The following is a 13,687-nucleotide window of genomic DNA, read 5'->3' as shown; positions in this document are numbered from 1 at the left end:
CTGCCTCTCCGTTTATAATTGAAAGAATAAGATGAAGACTATAATCGTTCCAATAAATGTGGCAATTGCCTGAATCCAGTATCGTGATTGTTTCGGAATGGCTACAAAGTTAAAGGCCACCATCACAACAACCGCAATAATCAAGCTACTCGCTGCTTTCACGTTCAGAAACGATTCTCCGAAACTAAACAAAAGCCAGAAATAAAGATACAAATAACACGTCAATAATCCGAGTACGGCATTACCCGCGAGAATAATCGATTGTCTCTTAAACGACATACAACCCCCACTTTCTGTAAAGTGTCTCTTGAAAGAATTGTACATCTCTTTCATTCATAAGAACAAGTTAATAAACCTAGTAGTTGAAGGAAAAAGAGCGAGGACTTTCCATCCAACCTAGTAAAGTGGCTAGCGTTTCATCATTTATTCTTCCTTCGTCCTTCATCCATTCTAACATTGTGGGAAAGTCTGTCATGGAATAGTAAGGGTATCCAGATTGTTTGAATGCCTCCCTGCCTTCTGATAATTCATAAGAGAAAATGGACAACACCCCATCCACAATTCCCCCGGCTTCTACAATCGAATCCGCAACCGCAATCGAGCTCTTCCCTGTTGAAATCAAATCTTCAATTATGACGCAATGCTGAGATTCTAGTAAGTTTCCTTCTATCTTATTTTGTTTTCCATGGCCTTTTGGCTCGCTACGTACATAAGCCATTGGCAACTGGAGACGCTCTGCTACCCATGCAGCATGGGGAATACCTGCTGTGGCACACCCGACAACCACTTCTGCCATTGGATAGTGTTCCTTTATGTAAGTTGTAAAGCTATCCGCAATGGCACCTCTTAAAACAGGGAAAGACATCGTCAACCGGTTGTCACAATACACAGGGGACTGAATTCCGGACGTCCACTTGAAAGGTCGATCAGGTTGAATCTGGACTGCCTTAATCTCTAGAAGTTGCTTAGCTAACTGTTGTTTCGTTAACATGACGCTCCCACTCCTTTTTTAATCGTTCATAAGTTGCCTCTGGAGTTGTGGACCTTGTAACACTCCTCCCCACTACAATGCCACTTGCTCCCATTTCGCGCGCTAAAGACGGAGTTGCCGTACGCTTTTGGTCTTCTTGTTCATCTGTTCGTAGTCGAATGCCAGGTGTCATACGATAGAAGTCCTCTCCACACTCCTTTTGGATACTCATTGCTTCATGAGGGGAACATACAACCCCATCCGCTCCATTCTCTTGACCAAGACGAGCATAGTGACCTACAAGCTCATGCAGTGAATCCGTCACCCTCCATTCCCGTTGCATCGTTTCTTCTTCAAATGACGTCAGAACCGTCACAGCAAGTAGCTTCGTTTGATCCGCGCCCCCATCTTGAAGCCCTTCCTTTGCTGCCCGAATCATTGTAGACCCGCCCGTTGCATGCACATTAACGAAATCAAGCGCTAATGAACCCATATTCCTCATCGTTCGGTACACGGTTGTTGGGATGTCGTAAAGCTTTAAATCAAGAAAGATCGGATGACCCGCTTCCTTTAACTCATAGAGAAGTGAAGGCCCTTCTTTATAATAAAGTTCCATCCCTACTTTCACCGGAACACCCGTTAGTTGATGGTTATGAAGAAACGTTCGTGCTTGATGTTTGTCCTCGAAATCAAGAGCTAGAAATAGAGATTCCACGTCTTCCACTCCTCTCTACGATATCCTTCACAGAAGCATAACCATATCGGTCTAGTGTATCTGGCAAGGCATCTATTATGTTCTTGCAACAATACGGATTCGTGAAATTAGCTGTACCTACCGCTACAGCATCCGCACCCGCTAACAAGAACTCTAGTACATCTTCCGCATGACTTACACCGCCCATTCCTATAATTGGAAGTGAGACGTGTTCACGTACGGCTCTTACCATACGAATTGCAATGGGTTTGATAGCAGGCCCAGATAACCCACCCGTCCCATTCGCGAGTAGTGGTTCCCCAGTCCTTAAGTCAAGTTGCATGCCAATAAGCGTATTAATCATAGTAATTCCGTCTGCGCCAGCCGACTCAACAGCTTGTGCGATGGCTACTATATCTGAAACATTAGGAGATAGTTTCACATATACAGGCACACGGCTTACCGCTTTCACTGCCTCAGTTAAAGCCATGGCTTCCTCAGGGTTTGTTCCGAATTGAATCCCTCCGTTCTTGACATTTGGGCAGGAGATGTTCAATTCAAGCGCTGCAACCCCCTCCGCTTCTGAGAGCTTATTCGCTACATACACATACTCTTCTTCTGTACTTCCAGCTACGTTCGCAATAATAGGTGTGTCAAACTGTTGCAGAAATGGAAGTTCGTTTTCAATTATGCTTTCCACACCAGGATTCTGTAGTCCGATTGCGTTCAACATTCCAGATGACGTTTCAGCTACCCGTGGAGTCGCATTTCCAAATCGAGCAGTACCTGTAGCAGCCTTAATCATAATTGCTCCAAGCTCATTCAAATCATAGAACTCATGAAACTCTCTACCAAATCCAAAGCAACCTGAAGCAGGCATGATTGGATTCTTTAACGAAAGACCTTGTAATTCCACAGCTAGATTCATAGAACGACCTCTCCTTTCCTAAACACCGGCCCATCTGCACACACTTTCACATAACCCCGCTCGTCATTCGCTTCACATACACAAGCAAAGCATGCCCCTATTCCACATCCCATTCGCTCTTCAAGTGAGACATATCCGGGTAAAGGAAGGTCTGATACGGCTTTCAGCATAGGTTTCGGTCCGCAGCTAAAGGTTAAGTCGATGCCTTTAAATTGTGCTACATGATCTGTGACACGACCTTTCTTCCCATATGAACCATCGTCTGTTGTAACCATAACTTCCCCAAGTCTCCCAAACTCTCTCTCATAGAAAACTTGCTCTTTCGTTTGAAAACCTAATAAGGAGAAGATTTGATTGCCTTGAGTAAGAAGCTGTTTCCCTAAATAGTGAAGCGGGGGAATGCCTACCCCGCCCCCAATGAGTAAAATGTTACAGTCATGAATATTCTCAACCGGAAATCCGTTCCCACGAGGTCCTAAGACATCCAACTGATCCCCTTGGCGTTTAGTCGCAAGTTTCGCAGTCCCTTTCCCTAACACTTTATAGACAATCGTAACAATATGGTGATCTACGTTCGCAATGGAAAGGGGGCGCCTTAGGACATGCTCCCACCCATCTCCAATGGCAATGTGAAGGAATTGCCCTGGTGTTCTCATCTCATTCATGAGCGCCCCTGTTACTTTAAGCTCATACGTATCTTTCGCAATAAGACGGTTTTCCAAGATTGTCATTTGCTCAACTTTTTGCATAGTGAACCACCTTCTGTCGTTCCATCGGCTTAGCTGTAAATGTCATAGACTCCATGATTCGTAGTATGGCAAGAGCTGTATCTAACGAAGTTAGGCAAGGAACACCATGCTCGACAGATTCACGTCGAATGCGGAACCCATCTGTACGAGGTTGTTTCCCTTTCGTTAGCGTGTTGACGACGAATTGCACTTGCCCATTCTCAATCACATCGAGTACGGTTGGGCTATAATCTCCAATCTTGCTTACTTCCGTAACAGGTAACCCACCACTCCGTATGAGCTCTGCGGTCCCTTCTGTTGCATAGAGTTGGAACCCAAGGGAGTGAAATCGCTCTGCCATCGGTAAGACTTCTCTCTTATCTTGGTCTGCAAGCGTTATTAATACAGAGCCAGCTGTCGGAATCTTAATACCAGAGGCGGTCAACCCTTTATATAGCGCCTTCTCAAGCGTAACGTCTCGGCCAATCACTTCACCTGTTGATTTCATTTCAGGTCCGAGATACGTATCCACGCTACGAAGTTTCTCGAAAGAAAACACCGGCACTTTCACATATACATCACTCGGTTCTGGTAGCAATCCACCCCTGAATCCAAGATCGGCTAGCTTGGCTCCGAGTATAAGCTGGGTTGCCAAATTCGCCATCGTAACTCCGGTAATCTTACTTAGGAATGGTACCGTTCGGCTTGACCTAGGGTTAACTTCCAACACATACACATCATCCTTGTGTTGAACGAATTGGATGTTAATAAGTCCAACAATTTGCAATTCCTTCGCAATCCTTGTCGTGTAATCGATGACAAGTTGTTTATGATAGTCGGACAACCTCTGAGTTGGATAGACGGCAATGGAATCACCAGAGTGTACACCAGCCCGTTCAATATGCTCCATAATTCCAGGAATGACGACCGTCTCTCCATCGCTAACTGCATCGACTTCAATCTCCATCCCCGTCATATACCGATCAATGAGTACGGGATGTTCCTTATGCACCCGAACGGCATTCTCAATGTAGCGCTCTAACTCTCTTTGTTCGTACACAATCTCCATAGCTCTCCCACCTAATACATAGGAAGGTCGCACTACCAGTGGGAACCCTAAAGATTTAGCAGACGTTAACGCTTCCTGCGAGGAGGTGGCAAACACCCCTTCAGGTTGAGGAATCCCTAACTGTTTTAACGTGTGTTCAAATTTATCTCGGTCTTCTGCACGATCAATGGATTGTAGGGATGTCCCAAGTATACGAACTCCCCTTCGGCTCAATCCTTCAGCCAAGTTGATTGCCGTCTGTCCCCCGAACTGAACGACGACTCCCATTGGCTTCTCTAAATGAATAACGTGCATCACATCTTCTAAGGTAAGCGGTTCGAAATAGAGCTTGTCGGAGATGCTGAAATCGGTTGAGACCGTCTCAGGGTTGTTGTTCATAATAATGGCTTCATAGCCAGCTTCCTTTATAGCAAGGACAGAATGGACGGTAGCGTAGTCAAACTCTACGCCTTGCCCGATTCGAATGGGTCCAGAGCCTAGGACAAGAACCTTTACCTTCTCTGTTACGATGGATTCATTCTCCTCTTCATAGGTGCTATAGAAATAAGGGGTTTCAGACTCAAATTCTGCAGCACACGTATCGACCATCTTGAAGACTGGGACCAATCCGTGTTGGAGTCTAAAGGTGTATACGTCATCGACCGTTGTATTCCATAATCGAGCAAGTGTCGCATCCCCCAGTCCTCTTTTTTTGGCGTTCTGTAGTAAAGGGAGATTCCATGGTTGTGTTGCTAATTCCCTTTCTGAAAGAATCAGTCTCTCAATCTTATAAAGAAAGAATCGATCGATGCGTGTTCGTTCATGTACCTGATCTATGGAATAGCCACGCCTGAAGGCTTCTGCCAACACATACATCTGTTCATCGTCTGCTTTATGTAAACGAGCTTCGATTACCTCATTCGATAAAGCAGCCACTTCGTCCAAGTACAATTCGTCTGAAGACAGCTCAAGTGAGCGAACGGCTTTAAGGAAAGACTCTTCGAACGTTCGTCCGATAGCCATCACTTCCCCTGTGGCTTTCATCTGGGTACCAAGCGTTCGATTCCCATTAACGAACTTATCAAATGGCCATCTTGGAATCTTCGTTACAATATAATCAAGAGCAGGTTCAAATGCGGCATAAGTTGTTCCCGTGACAGGATTCTTCATTTCATCAAGCGTTAAACCAACTGCGATTTTGGCAGCCAATTTCGCAATTGGATAGCCTGTCGCTTTCGAAGCGAGAGCAGATGAGCGACTAACACGTGGGTTTACTTCTATAATGTAGTAGCGAAAACTGTGTGGGTCTAATGCAAGTTGAACGTTACAACCACCTTCAATTTGAAGAGCCCGAATAATCTTTAGAGAAGCATTACGTAGAAGCTGGTATTCACGGTCGCTTAATGTCTGACTTGGAGCTACTACTATGGAATCGCCTGTATGGATTCCTACAGGATCTACATTTTCCATATTACATACCACAATGGCATGATCACTCTGGTCTCGCATAACTTCATATTCAATTTCTTTAAAACCTGCAATGTTCTTCTCGATTAAACATTGGTTTACAGGAGAAAGCTGAATACCACTTAATGCAATCTGTCTCAACTCTTCTTCGTCGTAACACATGCCACCTCCAGTCCCTCCAAGCGTATAGGCCGGACGAACAATGACTGGATACCCAATCTCTCTTGCAAATTGAAGCGCTCCATCTACCGTTGACACAATCGCACTTGCAGGAACAGGCTCACCTAATTCATTCATTAGATTACGGAATTTCTCCCGGTCCTCAGCTTGTTGAATTGCATCAAGAGATGTACCTAGTAACTCTACGCCGTACTGAACCAATATGCCGCTGTTGTATAATTCCACCGCTAAATTTAGCCCTGTTTGACCGCCTAGAGTTGGCAGGAGAGCATCAGGTCGTTCTTTACGAATAATCTTCGATAGAAATTCTACCGTTAAGGGTTCCATGTACACCTCATCCGCCATCGTTTGGTCTGTCATGATTGTGGCAGGGTTGGAATTTGCTAGGATCACTCGGTACCCTTCCTCCCGCAAGGCTTGACAAGCTTGTGCACCAGAATAATCGAACTCGGCTGCCTGGCCGATAATGATGGGTCCAGAACCAATGACTAAGATTGTACTTATATCTGTACGTTTTGGCATAAGACTTTCTCCCTCCCTTTCGCTTCTTCCATCATCTCAATAAATTCGTCAAACAATTCATTCGAATCTTCAGGACCCGGGGCACTCTCTGGGTGGTATTGAGCAGAGAAGCATGGATAGACAAGATGCGCCAGGCCTTCAACTGTCCCATCATTTAAAGCATATTGCGTCACTTCTAGTTGGGTATGAGATAGAGAAGATTCCACAACCGCATAACCATGGTTTTGAGAAGTCATATACACGCTCCCGCTCTCTATATGTTTTACTGGATGATTTGAACCACGATGACCAAACTTCATCTTCTCTGTGTTCGCCCCACATGCGAGGGCAATCAATTGATGACCTAGACAAATACCAAAGGTCGGATACTCTTCTAGGATGGTACGTACCATTTCAATCGCTTCTTGGACATCTTTCGGATCACCAGGGCCATTTGATAATAGAACACCATCTGGATTTAACCTTCTTATCTCTTCGGCGGAGGTGTTATATGGCACAACGGTTACATGACAGTGACGCTTTGTGAACTCACGGAGAATGCCATGTTTCATACCGAAGTCCACTAATACTACTCGGTGGCCACGCCCTGGTACAACGTATGGTTTAATCGTAGACACACGAGCTACCACATTACGTGAGAAGGATGTATCCCTAAGCCGAGCTACCACCGCTTCGATTGGCTCTTCCACAGAAGTGAATGCCCCTTTCATGGACCCTTCTTTCCGTATGTGCTTCGTCAGCTTACGCGTATCTACCCCTTGGATCCCAGGGATTCCATGAGCACTTAAAAACTCGTGTAAAGTTTCTTCATTCCTGAAGTTGCTAGGATACTCATTTGCCTCTTTCACGACTACTCCATGAATAGAAGGTTTAACCGTTTCATAATCGTCTCGATTAAATCCATAATTCCCAATCATTGGATACGTAAAGGTGACAATTTGACCGCAGTAACTTGGGTCTGTAATAATTTCTTGGTATCCTGTCATTCCTGTATTAAAGACCACTTCTCCAGACTGGTCAACATCACTTCCAATCGCTTCTCCTACGAAGAAGGTACCATCTTCCAATACTAGTTTACGATTTTGTTTCATACTTCATTTCCTCCTTATTCCATAGAAGCGCTCCGTTCACAATGGTTGCAACCGGTGTCCCTACCACCTGCCATCCATGAAACGGTGTATTCTTTCCTTTCGACACAAATTCATGACGATTAATCGTATGAGTGGTTTCTAAATCTAACAGGACGAGGTCTGCAACGGCCCCCTCTCTAATGCAAGGCTCTCTTAGACTAAAGATTTGAGCCGGTTTGACTGTGAGCCAATCCAATAGTTGCTTTAACGTAATTGTTCCTGGTTGAACGAGATGAGTGTAAAGAAGGGAAAAGGCTGTCTCAAGCCCAACAATTCCAAATGGCGCGTGTAGCATCGTTCCGTTCTTTTCTTCCTCTGTATGGGGCGCATGATCAGTGGCAATACAATCAATCGTTCCATCTATAAGACCCTGAAGTAACGAAAATCTATCCGCTTCACTTCTTAGCGGTGGATTCATCTTAAAGAAACCATGGTCTTCATGAATATCGTGTTCATCTAGTAATAGATGGTGTGGAGTTACTTCCGCTGTTACATTGATACCAGCCCGTTTAGCATCTCGAATCACTCGCACAGATTCTTTAGTAGATACGTGGCAGACGTGATAATGACAGCCCGCTTGTTCAGCCAACAGAACATCTCTCGCAATTTGCGTTGATTCACACACAGACGGAATGCCTGGAAGATTTAGCAATTGACTACGTACTCCTTCATGCATCACACCACTATGTATTAATGTGTTCTCTTCACAATGAGCGACAATAGTAGCCCCAATCTTACTTGCAGCTTTCATCGCCTCTAGCATGACGTCCGCGTTCTGCACACCCACTCCATCATCTGTAAAGGCGACGGCACCAAGCTTCTGTAACGCCTCAAAGTTTGTACGTTCTTGACCTAGTTGACGCGTTGTAATAGACGCATAGGGATGAACATTCACATGTGCTGAATGTGTAATCTTCTCATTCACAAGTGTTAAGGATTCAACTGAATCTGGAACAGGTCTTGTATTTGGCATGGCACATACAGTCGTAAATCCTCCCCTAAGAGCAGCGGCTGTTCCACTTGCTATCGTTTCCTTCTCTTCTCCGCCGGGCTCTCTTAAATGAACATGGATGTCGATAAATCCAGGAGAAAGGAACTTCCCTTCTCCGTTCAGTACACGCCCTTCTTCTCCCTCCAACTGAGAACGAACAGAAACAATCTTTCCATCTTTGATACACACGTCTCGCTTCACCAATTGCTCTCCCTCAAACAAGTGAACGTCTTTGATTCGTAACGTCATCATTTCTCTCCCCTTTTGAAAGTAATGTATCTAACACTGCCATACGAACGAGAACACCATTCGACATTTGCTTGAATATTCTAGAACGCTCGCATTCCACAAGCGAATCGTGAATCTCTATTCCTCGGTTGACTGGGGCAGGATGCAAAATAATACTTCTTTCTCTCATTCTTCTTTCACGCTCAATAGTCAATCCATATGTCTCTAGATAATCTGAAGACTGAGTAGTGTATTCATGTCGTTCGTGTTGTACTCTAAGTAGCATAAGAACATCACACCGTTCTACTGAGTCATCAATCGCCACTCGTTCATAAGGAAGCGTTGGATCGTCCCAAACATTCGGACATGCGATCTGAACCTGTGCCCCTAATCGGCTTAGCGTGTGTGCATTCGAGCGAGCGACACGACTATGAAGGACATCCCCTGCAATGACAACATTGATGCCTTTAAAGGTCCGAAACTCTTCATAAATGGTGAACAAGTCTAGCAAACATTGAGTCGGATGTTCTCCTGTTCCATCCCCTCCATTTATGATGGGAAGGTCAACTCCTTGTAATAATTCATTGTAATACGCATTTTGCCGATGCCTGATGACAACAGCATCTGCACCAAGGCTTTCGATGGTTTTGACTGTGTCATACAAGGATTCTCCCTTTCGCACACTCGAATGGGCAGCATCAAAATCTAGCACATGGTAACCCAACCTTTTCTCAGCCACTTCGAAACTTAATTTCGTACGAGTACTCGGCTCATAGAATAGATTGGCGATGATCTTCGGCTTTTGGAAAGGTTCAAATACGTCCTCCATTCTCTTCGCCTTCTCCATCAGGTAGAAGATCTCATCTGTTGTGACTTCTTCCATTCGTAACAAGTGCCTCATTGTCGTTTCCCCTCTCTTAAGCGAGTGATCCTGTATCCGCCCTAAAAAAACACCCTCTTTGTAGAGGGTGTTAGTAGGAATGGGTGTTGCCATAGAAAACCCATCCGATGATCCCAACACCCTTTAAAGCCTCACAGGACTTTGTTAAAACATGGTGGTTCTTCGATTATGCAGCTGAATCTGATTCTGATTTCTCATTCGTTTGAAACATGCTTCCATTCCCATAAGAATGATGCTTACCAGGGAGAATCAAGTTTAAGACTATGCCCGTTATGGCAGCGAGAGCCATTCCGTCCACTTGCAAGGTCGTTCCAGTCGGAAGCGGGATGACGATGGATGCCCCTCCCACTCCGATAATCATGATGACACTCGTAATAATTAGGTTTCTCTGATTGCTTAAATCAATCTCGTTATCTACTAACATCCGTAATCCGTTCGATGCGATAATCCCAAAGAGGAGAATGGACACCCCGCCCATTACTGCTTGTGGTACAGAGGCGATGACAGCAGTAATCATACCGATGAATCCGAAGCAGATGGCAATGACGGCCGCTCCCCCAACCACGAACACACTGAATACTCTTGTAATCGCGAGCACTCCGATATTTTCCCCGTACGTCGTATTAGGTGGACCACCAAGCATGGATGCAAGAATGGTAGCGACCCCGTCTCCAGCAATGGAGCGATGCAGACCTGGCTTCTCAATGAAGTTCTTTCCGGCAACTTTCGAAAGCACCATTTGATCTCCTATATGCTCTGCAATGGTGACGATGGCAATTGGGACCATGAGTAGAATGATTTCACCGTTTAGGACTTGAAGGGGAGCGTAGTCTACGAACGGCAGAACAAAATCAGGCATCTCGAATATTCCCGTCCATAGATTCCCTGATTGGAGTTCATTCCACTGCTCTTTAATTCCTGACGTATCTACGATGCCAGCGAAGAGAGAAACTGTGTAGCCGGTAACTATCCCAACTAGAATGGGAATGAGTTTCATAAATCCTTTGAAGAAGAGCGTTCCAAGAATCGTGACCGAGAGCGTCAACATCGCAATTAGAAAGTGTGTAAAGCTATACGTCCCTGTGCTAGGTTCGTTCATTGCCATTCCGACTGCGGTAGACGCTAATCCAAGTCCGATAACGATAATGACGGGTCCTACGACGACAGGGGGTAGGATGTGCATGATCCATCTCACACCGGCTACTTTAATCAACAGAGCCACCGCTCCGTACACAAGCCCCGCTAGGAAGCTCCCGACCATCGCTCCCTCAATTCCCCCAATTTCACTAGCCGCTGTGATAGGTACAATGAATGCGAAACTTGAACCAAGATAGGCTGGTATCTTTCCTCTTGTAATTAGAAGGTAACTAAGCGTTCCGGTTCCACTCGAGATAAGCGCTACTGCAGGGGATAAGCCTGTTAAGAATGGTACAAGAATTGTTGCGCCGAACATGGCGAATAAATGCTGTAAACTTAACATCATCCAAGTGGTTGCCTTTGGTACTTCATGAACATCCATCATTTTTTCTTGATTCATTGGATGAACCTCCTCTACGTAGTTAGATATAAAAAAACCTCTTTGCGTTCTGGTCGCAAAGAGGTAGACGTAGTCCTCGGACTACGATTCACATCTATAACGACCTTACTAGCCTCACGGGACTACCTTAAAGGTACGCGTTTACGTGTGTTGATAAATGCTAACTTCATCTGATTCATCCGACTCTTCCAGTGTAACGACAATCACTTCCTCCTGAGCAGTCGGAACGTTCTTTCCAACATAGTCTGCTCGGATTGGCAACTCTCGGTGCCCTCGGTCAATTAAGACAGCGAGCTGCACTTGTGAAGGTCTTCCTTGGTCCATAATGGCGTCCATTGCGGCACGCACCGTTCGACCTGTGTACAAGACGTCATCCACTAAGATCACCGTCTTATTGGTAAGCTCCCCGTGGATATGAGTTCCTTTAAGCTCTGGCTCTGACTTCGCGTCCTTATTGCTTAAATCATCTCGATAAAGCGTAATGTCCACCTCACCAATCGGAACTTCCACTCCTTCAATTGACGCAATCTTCTCTTGAAGACGTTTAGCTAGAGGTATGCCTCGCGTTTTAATCCCAACAAGTACTAACCCTTCAACTCCTTTGTTTCGTTCGAGAATCTCATGGGCAATTCTTGTCAATCCGCGACGTATGGCGGCTTGGTCTAGTACGGTTGCCTTCTTGTTCATTCGTAATCCTCCTACTATGACCCAAAAAAAATCCCCTTTCATCCGAAGACGAAAGGGGATTTGGACAGACGTATCCATAAAAAGTCCGAATTCCTTTTCAGTCTCACGGGACTGGTTTAAAGGGTCATGTTTATTCTTTCCATATTATTTCAAAGCCTTCCTATAAAGTCAAGACCTTTGACGTAAATAAGTCAACGTATCTTCGAATACTTTCGGTGGTTCTGCTACAAACTCTAACCATTCGCCTGTACGAGGATGTAGAAATCCAAGCGTTCTCGCATGAAGGGCTTGGCCTTCAATATCATACGTTTTACGTTGGCCATATTTAGGGTCTCCGACAATCGGATGCTTAATATAGTGCATGTGCACTCGAATCTGGTGCGTACGACCTGTCTCCAGCTGACATTCGACAAGCGTAAATCCATCAAATAGTTCAAGGACACGAAAATGCGTTACTGCATCTCGGCCGTTGTCCACTACCCCCATCTTTTGTCGGTCTTTAAGATCTCGACCGATTGGAGCCTCAATTGTTCCAACCTCATGATGGATCTCTCCGTGGACAAGAGCAAGGTATTTACGATCAATCGATTTTGCCTGCAACTGCTCAGCCAATGATTGGTGAGCCATATCGTTCTTAGCGACCATTAGCAATCCTGATGTGTCTTTGTCAATGCGGTGAACAATACCTGGACGAACTTCCCCATTGATTCCGGACAAATCTGTGCAATGATGAAGCAGCGCGTTCACAAGCGTTCCACTTGGATGTCCTGGAGATGGGTGAACGACCATTCCTTTCGGTTTGTTGACGACAACCACATCTTCGTCTTCATACACAATCTCAAGAGGAATGTCTTCAGCCACGAGTTCGATTTCTTCAGGCTCAGGAACTTCCCACGCAATGTAATCGCCCTCTTGAACCTTATAATTACTCTTAATCCCTTTGCCGTTCACAGTAAGGTGCCCATCTTTAATCCATGCTTGCACTTGTGAACGTGATAAATTCTCTTGAAGATCGGCCATCAATTTATCTATTCGACTACCGGCTTCCTCATTTATAACTTGATGTTGATTCTCATTCATGCTTGTTTCTTTCCTTTCTGTCTCCGCTCATCTATGATGGTTGCGATAAATACAAGGACCACTCCGACAAATAAACTTGAATCCGCAACATTAAAGATTGGGAAATCATAGCTCCCAATAAGAACATCAGCGAAATCCACCACTTCTTTACGGAATAAACGGTCTATAAAGTTCCCTATAGCTCCTCCCAATATGAAAGCGAGCGCAACGCCTAATAGCGGAAATTTCTTCCCCTGTGTCTGCAAATAGTAAATAACTGCAGCCACTACTGCCACAGTGACCAAATAGAAGAACCACATCTGCCCTTCCAAAATACCCCATGCAGCGCCTTTATTACGATGTGAAGTTAAGTATAAGAAATTCTCTATCACAGGTATAGACTCATACAGCTCCATTTCTTTCACGACGAGCCATTTCGTTACTTGGTCCAATACAATTAAAGCAGCAGCAAGTAAATAGTACCACACAAGCAAATCCTCCGATCGACTTTCGCGTATTCCTTTAGCATTGTACCATATTTTCGTTTCTGCTGACGGAATGATTTAAACAGGAGATTATCGCTTGATAAAAAAAGAACTGGCATTAAAGCCAGCTCT

At 44.9% G+C, this 13,687-nt stretch carries 13 protein-coding genes; all 13 read right to left on the bottom strand.

The annotated features are described in order from the left end of the window. Positions 1 to 12: 12 nt before the first annotated feature. The 13 genes from H513_RS0104840 to lspA all read right to left on the bottom strand — a co-directional run bounded on the left by H513_RS0104840 (position 13) and on the right by lspA (position 13,564). A complete protein-coding gene (locus H513_RS0104840; RefSeq protein WP_026799712.1) occupies positions 13 to 279 on the bottom strand; it encodes a hypothetical protein in 267 nt (88 codons plus the stop codon). A 76-nt stretch (positions 280 to 355) separates the two neighbouring features. Next, a complete protein-coding gene (pyrE, locus tag H513_RS0104835; protein WP_026799711.1) occupies positions 356 to 991 on the bottom strand; it encodes an orotate phosphoribosyltransferase in 636 nt (211 codons plus the stop codon). Further along, a complete protein-coding gene (pyrF, locus tag H513_RS0104830) occupies positions 966 to 1,685 on the bottom strand; it encodes an orotidine-5'-phosphate decarboxylase (protein WP_036769304.1) in 720 nt (239 codons plus the stop codon). Before pyrF ends, pyrE begins: the two co-directional genes overlap by 26 nt. After that, positions 1,660 to 2,592: a dihydroorotate dehydrogenase gene (locus H513_RS0104825; RefSeq protein WP_026799709.1), complete on the bottom strand. Its 933-nt coding sequence runs from the start codon at positions 2,590 to 2,592 to the stop codon at positions 1,660 to 1,662. Before H513_RS0104825 ends, pyrF begins: the two co-directional genes overlap by 26 nt. After that, entirely contained in the window at positions 2,589 to 3,341 is a 753-nt protein-coding gene (locus H513_RS0104820; RefSeq protein WP_026799708.1) for a dihydroorotate dehydrogenase electron transfer subunit, read from the bottom strand. The genes H513_RS0104825 and H513_RS0104820 overlap by 4 nt, the downstream gene beginning before the upstream one ends. Beyond that, positions 3,328 to 6,537 carry a carbamoyl-phosphate synthase large subunit gene (gene carB, locus H513_RS0104815; protein WP_026799707.1) on the bottom strand — a complete coding sequence of 1,070 codons (3,210 nt, stop codon included), beginning with the start codon at positions 6,535 to 6,537 and terminating at the stop codon, positions 3,328 to 3,330. Before carB ends, H513_RS0104820 begins: the two co-directional genes overlap by 14 nt. Further along, positions 6,516 to 7,628 carry a carbamoyl phosphate synthase small subunit gene (locus H513_RS0104810; RefSeq protein ID WP_026799706.1) on the bottom strand — a complete coding sequence of 371 codons (1,113 nt, stop codon included), beginning with the start codon at positions 7,626 to 7,628 and terminating at the stop codon, positions 6,516 to 6,518. Before H513_RS0104810 ends, carB begins: the two co-directional genes overlap by 22 nt. Then, complete coding sequence (locus H513_RS0104805; RefSeq protein WP_197057399.1) at positions 7,612 to 8,910, bottom strand: dihydroorotase; 1,299 nt, start codon at positions 8,908 to 8,910, stop codon at positions 7,612 to 7,614. Before H513_RS0104805 ends, H513_RS0104810 begins: the two co-directional genes overlap by 17 nt. Next, on the bottom strand, positions 8,873 to 9,787 hold the full coding sequence (locus H513_RS19605; RefSeq protein ID WP_036769308.1) for an aspartate carbamoyltransferase catalytic subunit: 915 nt from the start codon (positions 9,785 to 9,787) through the stop codon (positions 8,873 to 8,875). Before H513_RS19605 ends, H513_RS0104805 begins: the two co-directional genes overlap by 38 nt. A gap of 166 nt (positions 9,788 to 9,953) precedes the next feature. Then, a complete protein-coding gene (locus H513_RS0104795) occupies positions 9,954 to 11,324 on the bottom strand; it encodes a solute carrier family 23 protein (RefSeq protein ID WP_026799704.1) in 1,371 nt (456 codons plus the stop codon). Between the two features lie 141 nt (positions 11,325 to 11,465). Next, the gene (gene pyrR / locus H513_RS0104790; RefSeq protein ID WP_026799703.1) at positions 11,466 to 12,011 is read right to left on the bottom strand and encodes a bifunctional pyr operon transcriptional regulator/uracil phosphoribosyltransferase PyrR; all 546 of its coding nucleotides are present in this window, start codon (positions 12,009 to 12,011) and stop codon (positions 11,466 to 11,468) included. Positions 12,012 to 12,179: 168 nt separating this feature from the next. Next, the gene (locus H513_RS0104785; RefSeq protein WP_026799702.1) at positions 12,180 to 13,091 is read right to left on the bottom strand and encodes an RluA family pseudouridine synthase; all 912 of its coding nucleotides are present in this window, start codon (positions 13,089 to 13,091) and stop codon (positions 12,180 to 12,182) included. Further along, positions 13,088 to 13,564, bottom strand: coding sequence for a signal peptidase II (gene lspA / locus H513_RS0104780; RefSeq protein WP_269147243.1), 477 nt, complete (start codon positions 13,562 to 13,564; stop codon positions 13,088 to 13,090). Before lspA ends, H513_RS0104785 begins: the two co-directional genes overlap by 4 nt. Positions 13,565 to 13,687: the final 123 nt, after the last annotated feature.

This window comes from Pontibacillus halophilus JSM 076056 = DSM 19796 (assembly GCF_000425205.1).
Lineage (GTDB): Bacteria > Bacillota > Bacilli > Bacillales > BH030062 > Pontibacillus_A > Pontibacillus_A halophilus.
This window is presented reverse-complemented; position numbering and strand designations above follow the sequence as displayed.